The following is a 16,526-nucleotide window of genomic DNA, read 5'->3' as shown; positions in this document are numbered from 1 at the left end:
CTTACGCCTCCCGCCCCAGCACCCGGTCGGTGATGGTTTTCACCCATTCCTCCCGTTTGTCCGCCCGGAGCTGCTCCATCCGGCTGAGGGCCTGCTGCTTGCCGGCCTCCAGTTTAGCCAGGCGTTCATCGGCCCGGGCCTGCTCCCTGGCGGAAAAGGCGTCCACCCGGGTGCGCATGGCGGCCATGATCTCGGCCTCCTGGCTGCGGGCTGCCTCGGTCAGGCGGGTCTGGGCGCCGCGCCGGTATTCCTCGGTGGCCTGGGTGCGCAGCCGCTCCTCCTCGTCCATCTTTAAAATTGCTCGCAGCAGTTCGTTGGTGGTGTTCATGCTAAGAGCTCCTTTCCCGCAGCAAAGGGCGCGGGCCGGACCAAAATGGCCCGGCCCGTGGCCCACAGGGCCGCGTTTGCGATGAAATTTTGATACTATTATAACGCTTTTTACAAGGGGTGGCAATGGGCATTTGAACAAATTAACTAAAAAATATTCTACATTTTTGAGAAACGATGGTTTAATATGCGGCAAACAGATAAAAATATGCGCCGCCGTCTTACCCTAAGTCGGTAAAAGGCGGCGGCGCGGTCACGGTTATAAAAAATTCAATTGGTCACAGCTCGATCCAGTATCGCTGAATGGTCATGCTCCCCATGAGCAGCTCGTCCTGCAAAACCGCCCCGCAGTGGAGCATGGTGCGGGCGGAGGCCACGTTGGTTTTCTCGCAGGTGAGCATCACCTGAAAAAGCCCCAGGCGGCGGCATTCCTCCAAAGCGAGGTTGAGCATGGCGGTGGCATAGCCCCGGCGGCGCAGGGCCGGGCGCACGCTGTAGCCGATGTGACCGCAGTAGCGGCGCAGGTAGTCGTTCAGCCGGTGGCGGATGTCCACCATGCCCACCAGCTCCGGGCCGTCGAAGGCCAGGAACACGCTGGTGGCCACGCAGCCGGGGCGGGCGGTCTCGTCGCGGGAATTGTCGGCCACGAGGGCCATCCACTCGTCAAAGCCGCTGCACCAGGCAAGACCGGCCGAGCCGTCGATGGAGTCGCCGCTGTTCAAAAATTCCCGCCGGTAGGTTTCCACCAGCTGCCGGTGCTCGGGCCGGGGGGCTTCCAAACGCAGTTCCATCTTCTGTTCCCGCCTTTCCGTTTGGGTTTGCCCCTATGGTAGCACAGGGCGGCGGGGCTTTCAAGTGGGCGGCGGCTCTGGTATAATCAAGGCAGGCCCGCGATATGCGGCGCCAAAGAAAGGCAAAGAACCATGAAATTTCTGCATTTATCCGATCTGCATCTGGGGCGCAGGCTCTGCGAGGTGGATCTTTACGAGGACCAGCGGCACATCCTGAACCAATGCCTTGCCATGGCAACCGAGCACCAGGTGGACGGCGTGCTGGTGGCGGGCGATGTGTACGACCGCAGCGTGCCCACCGTGGGTGCGGTGGCGCTGCTGGATGAATTTCTCACCGGACTGTGCCGGGCGAAGATCCCGGTGTATCTGATCAGCGGCAACCACGACAGCGCCGACCGGCTGGGCTTCGGCAGCCAGCTGCTGGCCGCAGGCGGGGTGCATCTGGCGGCGGTGTTTTCCGGCGGGCTGGAGCACTATGTGCTGGAGGATGACTTTGGCCCGGTGCATCTGTGGGCGCTGCCCTTCATCCGGCCCAGCCAGGTGCGGGCTGCCCTGCCGCAGGAGACCATCGAGAGCTACACCGACGCGGTGGCCGCCCTGATCCGGGCCGCCGGGCCGGATTTTTCCGCCCGCAATCTGATCATGGCCCACCAGTTCGTGACCAGCGGGGGGAAGAGTCCCGAGACCTGCGACTCCGAGACGCTGAACCTGGGCACGCTGGACAATGTGGACGCGGCGGTGCTCGAGGGCTTTGACTATGTGGCTCTGGGGCACATCCACGGCCCCCAGCAGGTGGGGGCGGAGCATGTCCGCTACTGCGGCTCGCCCCTGGCCTATTCGGTGAGCGAGGTGCGCCACCGCAAGGCGGCGGTGCTGGTGGAGCTGGGCGAAAAGGGGGATGTGCGCTGGCAGGCGCTGCCCTTTGCACCGCTGCGGCCGCTGCGCCGGGTGCAGGGTCCGCTGGAGGAGCTGATCGACAGCGCCGAGCCGGGCTGCGCGGACTTTGTCCATGCGGTGCTCACCGACCGGCAGATCCCGCCCAACGCCGCCGCCCGGATGCGCAGCGTTTACCCGAACCTGGTCAAGCTGGAGCTGGCGCCTCAGATCCCCACCGGCCGCAGCGAGGCCCAGCTGCGGGCGCGGCAGCTGCAGCGGGCGGGCCTTTTGGACCAGTTCGCGGATTTTTACCGGACCGTGCACGGCCAGCCCCTCAGTGAGGAGGAGCGGGCGGTGCTGGAGCCCATTTGCCGGGAGGTGGAAGTATGAGACCCTTGACCCTGACCCTGACCGCCTTCGGCGCCTATGCGGGCAGCCAGACCGTGGATTTTGAGGCCGCGGGCGCGGGTGGTCTGTTTCTGATCACCGGCGACACCGGCGCGGGCAAGACCACCCTGTTCGACGGGGTGTGCTATGCGCTTTTCGGTAAGCTTACCGGCCGGGTGCGCAGCGAGAAGATGATCCGCAGCGACTATGCGGACGATACCCTGGAGACCAGCGCTCAGCTGGTGTTTTTACATCGGGGCGAGCGGTGGCGCATCACCCGCCGCCCCGCCCAGACCCGCCGCAAAAAGCGGGGCGAGGGTACCACCGAGGTGCCCGCCACCGCCCTGTTGGAGCGGCTGGAGGGAGAGAACCCCGTGCCGGTGGCCGAAGGCAAGGAGAGCGTGGACGCGGCGGTGGAAGAGCTGCTGGGCATTCAGGTGGACCAGTTCCGCCAGATCGCCATGATCGCCCAGAACCAGTTCGCCGAGCTGCTGAACAAATCCGGCCGGGACCGCAGCGCCATTCTACGGCAGGTGTTCGCCACCGAGCGCTGTCAGCAGCTGCAGCAACGGCTGAAAGAATTGGCCTCGGCCAGCCGGGCCGAGACGGAAAAGCAGGTGGATTCCCTGCGCCAGTATCTGGCGGGCCTGCGCCTGCCAGAGGAAGAGGAGGCCACAGAGCTGACCCAGCTGCTGGCGGATGCAGGCTGCGTCTGGCGCAGCGGCCGGGTGCTGGAGCTGGCGGAGGAGCTCTGCCGGGCGGACCGGGACACCCTGGCCGGTCTGGAGGAAAAAATAGGCCAGTTGGACGAGAGCATCAAGCAAAGCGCCGCGCTGGTGCAGAGCGCCCGGGAGGCCGGGCAGAGGGCCGAGCAGCTGGCCCGGCTGGAGCAGCAGCTGGCGCAGCAGCAGAGCGAAGCGCCCCGGCGGGTGGAGGACCTTGCCCGGCTGGGCCGGTGGGAGGCAGCTGCCCGGCTGGCCTCGGTGTGGCAGAGCAGCGAAAAGGCCTGGCTGGCGGCGGAGCAGGCTGCCCGGCTGCACGCCGAAGCACAGGCGCAGCTGGAAGGGCTGAACGCTCAGGCTCCCCGGTGGGAGCAGGCCCGGGAGCAGCTGGCGCAGAATCAGCAGACCGTCGCCCGGCTGGCGGTGGCGCTGGAACGGCAGACCGAGGCCCTAAAGCAATATGACGAGCTGGACGCAGCAAAGGCTCAGCAGCAGGCCTGTGCCCGGGAGCTGGACCGGCTGAAAAGCGCGGAGCAAGCGGCCCGCAAGCTGGAAGAGCAGCAGGCCGCCGCCCTGGAACAGACCCAGACGCTGGCGGATGGTCTGGCCGCCGCCCTCACCGCCGCCCAGAGGGTGGAACAGGAGCTGACCCGCTGGAGCGGGGCCAAGGAGAAAATGGCGGAGACCCGCAGCCGGATGCGGGAGCTGGTGAAGCTGCAAAAGAGCGAGCAGGCTGCCCGCGGGACGCTGGAACAGGCAAGCGATGAACTGGACAAGGCCCAGCAGGCCTATATGAGCGCGGACCAGATGTTCCGCCGGGACCAGGCGGGGCTGCTGGCAAGGGACCTGACCCCCGGCCAGCCCTGCCCGGTGTGCGGCAGCGTGCACCATCCCAGCCCGGCCCGGGGCGTGACCGGCGCGCCCAATAAGGAAGAGCTGGAGGCACTGGCCGCCGCCATGGAAACGGCCCGTACCGCCTACAATGAGGCGTTACAGGCCAGCAGCACCCTCACCGCTCAGGCGGGCAGCGCCCGGGAGCAGTACATCCGGCAGGCCCGCCAGGTGCTGGCCGAGCTGGAGCAGGAGCTGCCCCCGGAAGAGGATGCAAAGACCCTGTCCCGCCTGCTGCTGGACTGGGACGAGCGGCTGGACCAGCTGCTCCGGCAGGCCGAAGCGGAAAAAACAGAGTGTCAGGCCAAGGTGGAGGCCGCAAGCGCAGCGGTGAACCAGCTGGCAGACGACCGCAGGCAGCTGGACCAGACCCGCCAGAAGCGCAGCGAATTGCAGGCTCAGGCAGCACAGACCACCGCCCGGCAGGATGCGGCCCGGCAGCAGGCGGAAAAGCTGCAGGCGGGCCTGCCCCATGCCACACGCGCCGAGGCGGAGCAGACCCTGGCTGCCATGCAGGCCGAGAAGGCCCGGCTGGACCGGAGCACGCAAGAGACCCGAACCGATCTGGAGGAGTACCAGAAGGCGCTGGCCGCCGCCCTCACCCTGCAAGACGAGCGGCAGAAGAACGACGAAAAAGCGGCGGAGGAAGCCCGCCGGGCGGCTCAGGACTGGAGCAAGGCGTTGGAGGCCGGCGACATGAGCGAGGAAGCCTTCCGGCAGGCGCTGCACACCGAAGAGGAGATCAAAGCGCTGCGCCGGCAGCTGGAGCAGGAGCAAAAGGCCTGCGAGGAGACCCAAACTCTTTACAGGCAGCTGCGTGCCCAGCAGCAAAACGCCCCCGCCCCGGCCTGCCAGCCCCAGGAGCTGGAGCAGGCCATGAAGGAGCAGGAGCAGCAGCGCGCAGCCCTGAACGGGGAGCGCATCCGGCTTGCCGGGCGGCTGGAGGCCAACCGGCAGACCATGGAGGATGTGCGCACCGCCGCCGGAAAACTGGAGCAGGCCCAGAAGCGCCAGCAGCTGATCGAGCGGCTGGACGCCACCGCCGGGGGCAAGCTTTCCGGCGGGCTGGGCAAGCAGCAGTTCGAGCAATATGTGCTGGCCGCCTATTTTGCCGACGCGGTGGAGGCCGCCAACCAGCGGCTGTTCGCCATGACCGGCGGGCGCTACCAGCTGGAATGCCACCAGATGACCTCCGCCGAAACCAAGGACACCCTGGACCTGGATGTGCTGGACAACTACACCGGCAAGGTGCGCAGCGTGGGCAGTCTGTCCGGCGGCGAGACCTTCCAGGCGGCGCTGGCCCTGGCGCTGGGTCTGTCCGACGTGATCCAGAATTACGCGGGCGGCGTGGAGTTGGATGTGCTGTTTGTGGACGAGGGCTTCGGCACCCTGGATGCCGAAAGTCTGGAGCAGGCGGTCACCACGCTGCACAGCCTTGTGCAGGGTCAGCGGATGGTGGGCATTATCAGCCATGTGCCGGAGCTGAAAAGCCGCATCGAGAACCAGCTGGTGGTCACCAAGACCCCTGGCGGCAGCACCGTGGCCCTGCGAAAATTATAAAGCAAAAAGCAAAAAGCACCCCCGACCAGCCGGGAGTGCTTTGCTTTGCAAAATGATTGAAAATGACAGGGCTGCTTACAGGCGGGTGTGCAGGGGAACGCCGGCCACGTAAATGGGGATCTGCTCGCCCTGGATCAGGGGCCGGGCGTAGGCCTCGAAGGCGCCGGTCACCTGCATGCCGTCCGGGGTGATCCACTCGGCGGGAATGGCCTTTTCCTTGTTGGCCACGGCCTGCACATCCACGGTCTCGCAGTCCGCCACGTAGGGGGCATCCTGACGGCGAATCAGCGCGCTCATCCGGCCGGTCTGGCCCTGAATGGCAGCCTGCACCGCCATGCCGCCCACCTGGTAGGCCTCGTTCACATCGATGCGGCTGGTCAGGTGGCTGGCGCACCGCTGCAGGGTGGACAGCTCGATGGCACGGGTCTTGCAGCCCAGATGATGGCGGATCAGACCCTCCAGATACCGGCTGGTGCCGGACAGGGTGACCTTGTGGCCGAAGGCATCCACCGCGCCGTCACCGCCCGCCAGATCGCACAGGAAGGTGCCGTCCTTGCGGCGCACGCCCTCGCTGGCGGCAATGACGATGTTGTTCTTTTCCTTGCGCAGGGCCTCTACCCGGCGCAGGAACAGCTCCTCGCTGAAGGGGACCTCCGGCAGCAGGATCAGGTCCGGGCCGTCGCAGTCGTCGCCCTTGGCCAGGCTTGCGGAGGCGGCCAGCCAGCCCGCGTGACGGCCCATGATCTCGGTCACGGTCACGCTCTTCAGGTCATACACGTTGGAATCCCGGATGATCTCCTTCATCACGGTGGCGATGTACTTGGCCGCGCTGCCAAAGCCGGGGGTGTGGTCAGTGAGTATCAGGTCATTGTCGATGGTCTTGGGCACACCGATGAACCGGATGGGGCTGCCGATGCGGCTGCCGTAGGCCGCCAGCTTGGCAATGGTGTCCATGCTGTCGTTGCCGCCGATGTAAAGCACCGCGTCGATCTGATAACGCTCAAACAGGGCGAACAGGGTCTTGTACACGCTTTCGTCCTGCTCGGGGGTGGGCAGCTTGTACCGGCAGCTGCCCAGATAAGAGGCGGGGGTGCGCTTGAGCAGCTCAATGTTCAGCGCCTTGCCCAGCAGCTGGTCCAGATCCAGCAGCTTCTCGTTCAAAAGACCCTCAATGCCGTAATGCATGCCGTAAATGCGCCCGGCGCCGCAGGCGCGGGCGGTTTCATACACGCCGGCCAGACTGGAATTGATTACCGCAGTGGGGCCGCCGCTCTGCCCCACCAGAAAATTCATACCCATCAAAATACACATCCTTCTTCAAAAAGCGGGTCAGCCGTCGACCCCTTGTGACACAACGCTTTTTATTGTATCTTATTTATAAGGGGGCTGCAATAATCCCGGCAGCAATTTCGTATAAGGGTCAGAGAGGTGACATTCTTCACCGCGAAATCTTGGTGGTTTTGCCAAAAAACAAGGAGGGAAACAGGATGAAGCACAACAAGCATTGGCTTGCCGCAGCGCTTGCGGCCGCCCTTTTCGCCGGTCTGCTCACCGGATGCGGCGGGTCCAGCACAGCGGTCACCAGCTCCGCCGCGGTACAGGAGATGGCGGGCGCAGCCATGGAGGACGCTGCCAACGGAACGGGCACAGGCACGGGGGTGACCGACCTGGATTCCGGCGCGCTCACCCCGCAGGACAGCCGAAAGATCATCTACAACGCCACCCTCTGGCTGGAGACCAAGCAATATGACCAGGCGAGCGCCGACCTGCTGGAGGCGGCCAGCCAGGCGGGGGCCTATGTGCAGAGCAGCGAAAGCAGCGGCAGCGCTGAGCGGGGCGACCGCAGCGTGTACTACACCCTGCGGGTCCCGGCGGACAACTACAGCGAATTTCTGAACGCGGCGGCCCAGGCCGCCAATCTGGTTCGGCGCAGTGAGTCCAGCCAGGATGTGACCGCCGAATATGTGGATCTGGAGGCCCGCCTGGCCAGCCTGGAGCAGCAGCGCCAGCGGCTGGATGAGCTGGCGGCAAAGGCCGAAAGTCTGGAGGATCTGCTGGCCATTGAGCAGCAGCGCAGCGAGGTGCAGTACCAGATCGAGAGCTACACCGGTCAGATGAATGTGCTGCAGGACCAGATCAGCTACAGCACGGTGGAGGTCTATCTGGACGAGGTGACCGAGCTCACGCCCCAGAGCCCCAGCTTTCTCAGCCGGGTGGGCTCCGCCTTCCGGGGCAGCTGGAACGGCTTTGTGAGCGTGGTGCAGGAGCTGGTGATCGGCCTGATCTATCTGCTGCCCTTCCTGGTGGTGGCGGCGGTGGTGATCGTCCTGGTGGTGCTGCTGGCCCGCCGCGCCGCCAGAAAGCGGCCCCAGCCCGCGCAGCAAAAGCGCCCGGATGGGGAAAACGGCAGCCAGCCCCCAAAATACACCCAGATGAAGTAAGCTGACCCGAAATACCGCCCCGGTGGAACCGCATGTTTGCGGCCCGCCGGGGCCTTTTTTGCGCCCATACCAACTTTTGGGGCGGAAATTCCGGCCGCTGTGTGCTATAATAATACGAACGCATAAATTGTAGAAAAAGGCGGAAACGATCCATGCGAAGCAAAACCATTCGATACGAGCTTGCCACCGGCCTTGGCTGTGCCGCGCTGGTGCTGCTGCTCTGTGCGCTGCCCTTTGCCAGCCGGGACCTGGTGGCCGGGCACGACAGCGTGTTCCACATCCTGCGGCTGGAGGGTCTGGCCGCGGCCCTGGGCGGGCATGCCAGCATACCGGTGCGCATCTATTCTTTGATGCTGGGCGGCTACGGCTACGCCAGCGGCCTGTTTTACCCGGACCTGTTTTTGTATCCGGCGGCACTGGCCCGGGTGGCGGGCCTGGGGCCGGAGATGGCCTTCAAATTCCTGATGCTGGGCTGCGCGGCGGCCCAGTGCGTCACCAGCTATTTTGCCGGGCGGGCCATCACCAAAAAGCATTTTGGCGGCTGCCTGCTGATGGTTCTGTACGGTCTGTGCCACTATCATTTTGTGAACCTTTACATCCGCAGCGCGGTGGGCGAGGTGCAGGCCATGATCTTCCTGCCTCTGGTGGTCTGGGGCCTGTGGGACCTGACCGAGGAGGGAGCCAAGCGCCCCTGGGTGCTGTGGCTGGGCTTCACCGGTCTGGTGCTCAGCCACACCGTGAGCCTTGCCCTGGCGGGGCTTCTGGCCATTGTCTGGGTGCTGGTGCGGCTGCCCCGGGTGCTGAACCGTCGGGCGATTCTGAGCGGTCTGGGCGCTGCCGGGGCCTGCCTGCTGGTGAGCTGCTATTACTGGCTGCCCATGCTGGAGCAGTTCGCCAGCGATAAATTCGCGGTGACCGAGCAGCCGCTGACCCAGGTTTCCTGGAATACGGTGAGCGTAGCCAATCTGTTTGACCCCACCAGCTACATCGGTTTGGGTATCACCGGTCTGGTGGGCATTGTGGCCGCTCTGGTGCTGCTGGTCTGCCCGCTGGGGCGGCGCAGCGGCGCGCGCCGCGCCGCCTGGGCCTTTCTGGCGGCGGGCGTGGTGCTCACGGTGCTGGTGCTGCCCTTCGTGCCCTGGCGCATGCTGGATGACACCCTGCTGAACAGCATCCAGTTCCCCTGGCGGCTTAACGCCTTCAGTCAGCTGGCGGTCTGCCTGGCCATTACGCTGGTGCTGGCAAATCTGAGCAGCCGCCGGGTTCGGGTGCTGGTGCTGGCGGCAGCCTTTGTGCTGGGCGGCGTGGACCTGGCGGTCAGCTCCACCCAGTTCCCCGAGCAGGTGAACTACCCGTCCAACTATTTCACCAGCCAGCGGGGCGAGACCTTCTATCTGGTGGGAGCCGAATGGGTGCCCACCGGAGTGGACGCCAAGGCTTTTGCCTTTGAGCCGGGGGCCCAGTACAGCAACACCACCGGCGTTTACAGCGGCAATTATCTGCCCAATGGCGATTTCGTGTTTGACTTCGACGGCCAGGTCTTCGGAGCCTATGGCATCCCCAAGCTGTGGTATAAGGGCTATTCCGCCACCCTCACCCCGGCGGACGGCAGCGCACCCATTGAACTGGAGCTGCATAAGGACGGCGGCGGCCGGGTGGAGCTGACCATCCCGGAGAACGCCCCGGCGGGTCAGGTGCGGGTGAGCTACACCGGCACCACCCTGCAGCATGTGTCGGACTGGGTGAGCGGCCTTGGCACGCTGGCCCTTTGCGCGGGCGCGGCCTGGCAGCTGATGCGCAGCCGCAGGGCGGCCAAACAGCAGCCGGCGCTGACCCGCTAAGAGCCAATCCAGGCAACAGAATCAAAAAGAGCGCGGGCTTTCTTCCGATCGAGAAGAAAGCCCGCGCTCTTTTCGTTTTTATTCTTTGGCGGGTGTGTCGAACTGGGCGCTTACCTGGGCCAGCAGCTGACGGATGGGCAGGTGCTGAGGGCAGGAGGCTTCGCATTTTTCGCAGCCGATGCAGTCCGCCGCCTTGCCGTGACCGCCACGGGTGCAGATGCCGTAATAGGTGGCGGAGCCCATATCGTTGAACAGGTTCCGGCTGTTGGCGCAGGCGAACAGCTCGGGGATGGAAATGGCCTTGGGGCAGCCGTCCACACAGTAGCGGCAGCCGGTGCAGCCGATGCTCTTCAGCCCGGCCAGCGCCTTGCGGGCCTTGCTCACCGCCTGCCATTCCAGCGGCGACAGGGCGCGGAAGTTTCGAAACAGGCCCAGGTTTTCCTCCATCTGGGCCGGGTCGCTCATACCGCTGAGCACCATGCCCACCCCTTCAAAGCTGGCCGCAAAGCGCAGGGCATAGCCCGCCGGGCTGCCCTCCATTCCGGCAAAGGCCTCGGCGGCCTGGGGCGGCAGGTTGGCCAGCGCGCCGCCCCGCACCGGCTCCATCACGATCACCGGCTTTTGGAAGCGGCGGCAGATCTCATACAGCACCCGGCTTTCCACGCTGGAGCTGTCGTAGTCCGCGTAGTTGAACTGGATCTGCACCACCTCGATGTCCGGCTGTTCGGTGAGGATCTGTTCCAGCAGGGCGGGCTTGTCGTGGAAGGAGATGCCGATGTGCCGGATGCGGCCCTCCGCCTTCAATTGCCGGGCTACCGCAAAAGCATTGCAGGCGCAGTATTTGGGATAATATACCGCGTTCATGGCATGCATCAGGTAGAAGTCGAAGTAGTCCACCCCGCAGGCCTCCAGCTGGGAGAAAAACAGGGGCCGGATCTCCTCCTCGCTTTCAAAAAAGCTGTTGGAGAGTTTATTCGCCAGCAGGTAGCTCTGGCGGGGGTAGCGGCTGGTCAGGCAGTGGCGCAGGGCGGTTTCGCTTTTGCCGTTCAGGTAGCCGTGGGCGGTGTCGAAGTAGCACAGGCCCGCGTCCATAAAATCGTCCACCATGCGGCGGGCTTTTTCCAGGTCCACATCACTGGCCGGGTCGGCGGCGGGGCCGGTGAGGGGCAGGCGCATAAAGCCGAACCCCAGCTTTTTTGTTCCGAACAATTTTTCCATGGCAAAGTGCCTCCGTTTGCGTTACATTCTGCTTTCATCATAAGGCGGGGCAGGGGGCTTGTCAACGAAAAAGGATGCAAAAAGCCCCTGTGCCGGGCGGCACAGGGGCAGATGCTCAGTTCAGAGAAGGAAAGGTGGCTTAGCCGTTCTTCTTGCCCTTCAGCTGCTTCATGCGCATGTCGTGGTTCAGGATGCGCTTGCGGATGCGCAGGTTCTCGGGGGTAACCTCCAGCAGTTCGTCGGGAGCCAGGAACTCCAGGCAGGCCTCCAGGCTGAACTTGGAAACGGGAACCAGACGCAGAGCGTCGTCGGAGCCGGAAGCACGGGTGTTGGTCAGGTGCTTGGTCTTGCAGACGTTCACGCTGATGTCCTCGCCGGTGGGGGTGTAGCCGATGACCATGCCCTCGTAGACCTTCTCGCCCGGGGTCACGATCAGGGTGCCGCGCTGCTGGGCGTTGAACAGGCCGTAGGTCACGGCGTCGCCGGTCTCGAAGCTTACCAGGCTGCCGGTGCTGCGGCAGGTGATATCGCCGCACCAGGCGTCGTAGCCGTCAAAAATGGTGTTCAGGATGCCCTCGCCGTGGGTATCGGTGAGGAACTGGCTGCGGTAGCCGAACAGGCCGCGGCTGGGCATGCGGAACTCCAGGCGCACGCGGGTGCCGATGGGCTCCATCTGCTGCAGGATGGCCTTGCGGGAGCCCAGAGCGGTCATGACCGCGCCCTGGTACTCGGTGGGGGTGTCGATGACAACGCGCTCGAAGGGCTCCATCAGCTGGCCGTCCTCCTCGTGGGTCAGAACCTTCGGGGGGCTGACCTGCAGCTCGTAGCCTTCACGGCGCATGGTCTCGATCAGGATGGACAGGTGCATCTCGCCACGGCCCATCACACGGAAGGAATCGCTGGTGGCGGAGTCCTCAACCTTCAGGGCCACGTCCTTCAGCAGCTCGCGCTGCAGGCGGTCGCGGATCTGGCGGCTGGTGACGAACTTGCCCTCGCGGCCGGCGAAGGGGCTGTCGTTCACGGCGAAGGTCATCTCCACGGTGGGATCGTTGATCTTCACAAAGGGCAGAGGCTCCACGTTGGCGGGGTCGCACAGGGTGTTGCCGATGGTCACATCGGTGATGCCGGAGAAGGCGACGATATCGCCGGCCATGGCCTCCTCGGAGGGCTCACGGCCGTTGGCCTTGAACTCGTACAGCTTGGTGATGCGGCCCTTGATGGAAACGCTGGGATCGTGCCAGTCGCAGACCTGCACGTCCTGGCCAACCTTCATGCGGCCGTTCTGGATGCGGCCGATGCCGATGCGGCCCACGAACTCGTTGTAGTCCACGCTGGAGCACAGCATCTGGAAGGGAGCGTCGGGGTCGCCCTCGGGACCCTTCACGTACTCCAGAATGGTGTCGAACAGGGGCTTCAGGTCGGTGCCGGGCACATCCGGGCTGTAGCTGGCGGTACCGGCGCGGCCGGAGCAGAAGACCATGGGGCTGTCCAGCTGCTCGTCGGTGGCACCCAGGTCCATGAGCAGCAGCAGAACTTCGTCGATGACTTCCTTGATGCGGGCGTCAGGACGGTCGATCTTGTTCACGGCGATGACCAGGTTCAGGTTCTGCTGCAGGGCCTTCTGCAGCACGAAACGGGTCTGGGGCATGCAGCCCTCGGCGGCGTCCACCAGCAGCAGCACGCCGTTGACCATCTTCAGAACACGCTCCACCTCGCCGCCGAAGTCGGCGTGGCCCGGGGTGTCCACGATGTTGATCTTCACACCGTTGTATACGGTGGAGCAGTTCTTGGCCAGAATGGTGATGCCGCGCTCCCGCTCGATATCGCCGGAGTCCATCACGCGCTCGGCCACCTGCTGATTTTCACGAAACGCGCCGCTCTGCTTCAGCATCTGGTCCACCAGGGTGGTCTTACCATGGTCAACGTGGGCGATGATGGCAATGTTGCGCAAATCTTTACGTTCCATATTGTTATCCTTTCTGAATTGGATCGCTCCATATATAATTACATCTATTCGTAACCTTACCTATACTAAAGCAGGAAAAAAGGTTTGTCAAGAATATACAAATGATTTTTAACAGCATTGGGCGTTGTCACAAGGTTTTTTGGCTGCTGCGCGGGGCTTTCTGGGCTGTATGACCAAGGCGGCGCGCCGCCAGCCAGGTCGCCGCGGCCCCCAGACTGCACAGGCTCACCGCCGTGCCCAGGCCCAGCCCGGCGGGGGTAAAGCGCAGGGTCACCAGGTGCTCGCCCGGGGTGATCTGCACGGTGAGCAGCGCGTCCCAGGCGGTTTCGGGGGCGACGGTTTCGCCGTCCACCAGCACCTGCCAGCCGGGCTCGGCGGGGATGCTGGTGAACAGGGCGGTGCAGCCCTCGGGCACCCGGATGGTCCCGCGCACAAGGCCGGGGGCAAACTCTGCCACCTGAAGGCTCTGCTGCTGCAGTCGGGTGCAGGCAGTGGCCAGAGCCTGGCTGTCTTCCACGGCAAAGCTCCAGCCGCCCAGCGAAAGAGTGTCGTCCTGAGGCCGCAGCTCCACGGTGATGGTCTGGCCCGCCTGCACCTGCCCCAGGCAGACCGTGCCGTTCTCCTGCTGCAGCAGGGTCTGGCCCGCCACTTCGCCGTTCACAAATACATCCGCCCCGCAATACTGGTCATACACCGGGAAGCTGGCGTACAGCACGCCGGAGACAGGGGCGGTGAGGGAAAAGTGCAAAGCGGCATTTTCGCCGGTTGCGGTGTAGTGCAGCCCGTCTGCCCCGGCTTCCATGCTCTGAACAGAGGGCCCGGCTTCGATGGGGTGAAGAATGCCTGCGTCCTCGCCCAGAAGGGTGCTGTAGATCTGGTTCAGGTTGTCGAAGGGCCGGTCCAGCGCCAGCCGCTCACTTTCTATGTCCGCTGCCGCAACGACCAGCGGCAGAGCGCAGGGATTCTCCCACACATCATCTTGCTGCTGCCACTGGCCGGATGCTGTTCCGCTCAGCTGCCAGCGCAGCCCCAGCAGGCTGGCGGCACTTTGGGTCAGCCCGTCGGACCAGGCCATCCAGCCGCTGGTGCCGGTGCAGCCCAGCGCCCGCAGCAGCTCATAGGTGGTCTGGGAATAGCTGCTGCTGTAGTGGCTCAGGCCGTTGTAGCCCAGCAGGAAGGGGGTGTTCTGCCCGCCTTCGGTCAGCTGCATCCGGGCCGAGGGGGCCTGAGCGCTGAGTTCCTCCACGGTGGACTGCCATTGCTTCGTCAGCTGGGGAAGGGTGGAGGAAGATGGCTCGAAGGCCTCCAGCGAGGACCAGCCGTTGGCCGTCAGCTCTGCCGCCAGACAGAAAGCAGCCAGCAGGCCCGCGGCCCGCCGCCGGGGCATTGCCAGCAGCAACGCGGCAGCCGCCAGACAGCACAGGGTGAGCACCGCCGCCCAGCCGGAAACCACCCCAAAGCCCCAGGCACAGGCCAGCAGAAGGGCAACGGCCCCGGCAGACGCGAACTGGCGGACGGCGGGCAGACGCTCCGCAAACCCTTTGCCGCCCAGCGCCGCCAGCTCCAGCAAAGTGAAGATGAACAGAAAGCTGTAGCGGTAATTGAACCAGCTGGGGCTCTGGAAGCCGTGCCAGATAAGATCCGGTGTGCGCAGCCAGAAGCTGAGCAGCAGGCAGGCCAGAAGCCCGCCCGCCGCAAGCTTTGGACGCAGCGCACCGGGCCGGAAAAAGAACAGCGCCGCCAGCACCAGCGGCAGGGTGCCGCAGAAGACAAGAGGCAGGGTGTTGGTGTCCTGCCCGGCGGGGTAGGCCCCCGCGAACAGCTGGCCCAGCAGCTGGGGAAGGGAAAAGTTGGTGGAAAAGCCCCATTCCATGGCCGCCTGGGCCTTGCCCTGACCGAGCGCCCCGGCCACCGGCAGCAGCACCCAGGCGTTCAGCCCGCCTGCCAGCAGGCTGGCCAGCGCAAAGCGCACCGACACCCGCAGCTTGCGGCCCGCAGCATCGCCCGCAGCCAGTCCGCACACAAAATAGAGCAGGGAGTACAGGCAGAGCATCCAGCCGATGTAATAGCAGCAGAGGATGCCCGCCGCAAGGCTTACCAGATACAGCCAGGGGGAACGGCCCTCCAGAATACGCCGGATGCCCCAGGCAATCAGCGGCAGGGCGATCAGCGCGTCCATCCACATGATGTTCTGGGAAAAGCCCAGCAGATAGCCGCTCAGCGCCCAGGCCCAGCTGAGCGGCACCGAGAGTCGGCTGCCCGCCCGGCGGCGCAGGAACAGCTGCATGGAAAGTCCCGCACAGCCCGCCTTGGTCAGGGTGAGCAGGGTCACGGCGGTGGGCAGCTGGGAGGTGGGGAACAAGAGCACCAGAAAATTAAAAGGGCTGAACAGATAGTAGGCGGCCCAGCTGAGGGCCTCGCCGCCCAGCGCCTTGTGCCAGGTGTAGAACGCTCCCCGGCCGAACAGCTCGGAGAAGCTGGCCAGAAAATGGGAATACTGGCCGTCCATATCGCCGAAGAACAGGCTGTTCGGCCCGAAGGGGGCCACGCCCTGGGCGGCGTACAGTCCGGCCAGCAGGGCCACCGGAACCAGCGCGGCGGCCAGTGCGGGCAAAAAGCCGGACAATCGGCGGGAGGATTCAGACCGGGCAAAGGGAAGATGCATGCAAAGGACTCCTTTCCAGAAGGGGGAAAAACGTGCCGGAGTACGGCAAAACGAGGGAAAATAAAAAAGAAAAACTTTTTTTCAAAAAGTACTTGCAATTTGAAAAAAGATTCGATATAATAATCAAGCCGAAAGGACATGGACGGTTAGCTCAGCTGGTAGAGCATCTGCTTGACGTGCAGAGGGTCAGGGATTCGAGTTCCTTACCGTCCACCATTTTTAAAACCGCATTGTAAGGCCGAAAATAGCTTCACAATGCGGTTTTTCTTTGTTTTTGATAGGCAGTAGTAAGTAACAAAAAGTAGTTTCTGCGACACAGAAACTACACAGAATCTACACAGTAAAAAACACAGGCCGGAACTACAAGTAAGCCGCACGGCGGATCAGAGAAAACGCCCCCACCAGAGCCACGCAGGCAATGGTGGGGGCATCTCTGTTTTTTATTGCTTCTCAGGGCCGGAACTGTCCCGTTCCATAGTCTCGTTTATGGCCCGATTGATGAACGCATTGACACTTTCACCGTGCGCTTCCGCATGGGCCTGAATTTCGGCTTTGCGGCCCTTTGGCATTCTAACTTTGATTTCATCCTGCTTATCGATATACGCTTGATTTGCGCGCTTTCTGGCTTCACTTATCGGCATTTTAAGCACCGCCTTTCCTGCTCTATTATACCACATTTTTGTGTATGTGTACATGTAAAAAATATACGGATACATGGGTACATGTTTGTGTAATGCGTCAATTGATATACATGGGTACATGTAGTATAATATAATCACAGCAAGGGAGCCGGAAAGGAGGCCGGCATGACAAGCAAGCAGTTTGAACAGCTTCCCAGAAG

At 63.7% G+C, this 16,526-nt stretch carries 11 protein-coding genes and 1 tRNA gene; 5 read left to right on the top strand and 7 right to left on the bottom strand.

Features of this window, described 5'->3' with window-relative positions:
• Window position 1 precedes the first annotated feature (1 nt).
• Complete coding sequence (locus B5F28_RS13055; RefSeq protein WP_087296300.1) at window positions 2-328, bottom strand: hypothetical protein; 327 nt, start codon at window positions 326-328, stop codon at window positions 2-4.
• A 277-nt stretch (window positions 329-605) separates the two neighbouring features.
• Window positions 606-1,118 (bottom strand): GNAT family N-acetyltransferase, encoded by a 513-nt coding sequence (locus tag B5F28_RS13050; protein WP_087296299.1) that lies wholly within the window; start codon window positions 1,116-1,118, stop codon window positions 606-608.
• 132 nt (window positions 1,119-1,250) lie between these two features.
• Between B5F28_RS13050 and B5F28_RS13045 the strand changes: the two genes are divergently transcribed.
• Entirely contained in the window at window positions 1,251-2,384 is a 1,134-nt protein-coding gene (locus B5F28_RS13045) for an exonuclease SbcCD subunit D (RefSeq protein WP_087296298.1), read from the top strand.
• A complete protein-coding gene (locus tag B5F28_RS13040; protein ID WP_087296297.1) occupies window positions 2,381-5,554 on the top strand; it encodes an AAA family ATPase in 3,174 nt (1,057 codons plus the stop codon). Before B5F28_RS13045 ends, B5F28_RS13040 begins: the two co-directional genes overlap by 4 nt.
• A gap of 75 nt (window positions 5,555-5,629) precedes the next feature.
• Here B5F28_RS13040 and B5F28_RS13035 read toward each other — a convergent pair whose 3' ends face one another.
• Window positions 5,630-6,853, bottom strand: a complete 1,224-nt coding sequence (locus tag B5F28_RS13035) for a 6-phosphofructokinase (protein WP_087296296.1) — start codon at window positions 6,851-6,853, stop codon at window positions 5,630-5,632.
• 188 nt (window positions 6,854-7,041) lie between these two features.
• On the opposite strand from B5F28_RS13035, the gene B5F28_RS13030 reads away from it, so the two are divergent.
• Window positions 7,042-7,995: a DUF4349 domain-containing protein gene (locus B5F28_RS13030; protein WP_087296295.1), complete on the top strand. Its 954-nt coding sequence runs from the start codon at window positions 7,042-7,044 to the stop codon at window positions 7,993-7,995.
• A 152-nt stretch (window positions 7,996-8,147) separates the two neighbouring features.
• Window positions 8,148-9,836: a hypothetical protein gene (locus B5F28_RS13025; RefSeq protein WP_087296294.1), complete on the top strand. Its 1,689-nt coding sequence runs from the start codon at window positions 8,148-8,150 to the stop codon at window positions 9,834-9,836.
• A 78-nt stretch (window positions 9,837-9,914) separates the two neighbouring features.
• Here B5F28_RS13025 and B5F28_RS13020 read toward each other — a convergent pair whose 3' ends face one another.
• The 3 genes from B5F28_RS13020 to B5F28_RS13010 form a co-directional block, all read right to left on the bottom strand.
• Window positions 9,915-11,054, bottom strand: a complete 1,140-nt coding sequence (locus B5F28_RS13020; RefSeq protein WP_087296293.1) for an aldo/keto reductase — start codon at window positions 11,052-11,054, stop codon at window positions 9,915-9,917.
• A 139-nt stretch (window positions 11,055-11,193) separates the two neighbouring features.
• A complete protein-coding gene (gene typA / locus B5F28_RS13015) occupies window positions 11,194-13,020 on the bottom strand; it encodes a translational GTPase TypA (protein WP_087296292.1) in 1,827 nt (608 codons plus the stop codon).
• Window positions 13,021-13,147: 127 nt separating this feature from the next.
• On the bottom strand, window positions 13,148-15,685 hold the full coding sequence (locus B5F28_RS13010) for a YfhO family protein (protein ID WP_087296291.1): 2,538 nt from the start codon (window positions 15,683-15,685) through the stop codon (window positions 13,148-13,150).
• Between the two features lie 140 nt (window positions 15,686-15,825).
• Here B5F28_RS13010 and B5F28_RS13005 point away from each other — a divergent pair.
• Window positions 15,826-15,901: transfer RNA gene (locus B5F28_RS13005), tRNA-Val, on the top strand.
• Between the two features lie 224 nt (window positions 15,902-16,125).
• Here B5F28_RS13005 and B5F28_RS15375 read toward each other — a convergent pair.
• Window positions 16,126-16,526 (bottom strand): Arc family DNA-binding protein (locus B5F28_RS15375; protein WP_343212761.1); only part of this gene is annotated, 401 nt, incomplete at its 5' end.

The organism is Gemmiger sp. An194 (assembly GCF_002160145.1).
Taxonomy (GTDB): domain Bacteria; phylum Bacillota; class Clostridia; order Oscillospirales; family Ruminococcaceae; genus Allofournierella.
Note: the sequence above shows the minus strand (reverse complement) of the source record. Positions and strands in the feature narration are given on the sequence as shown.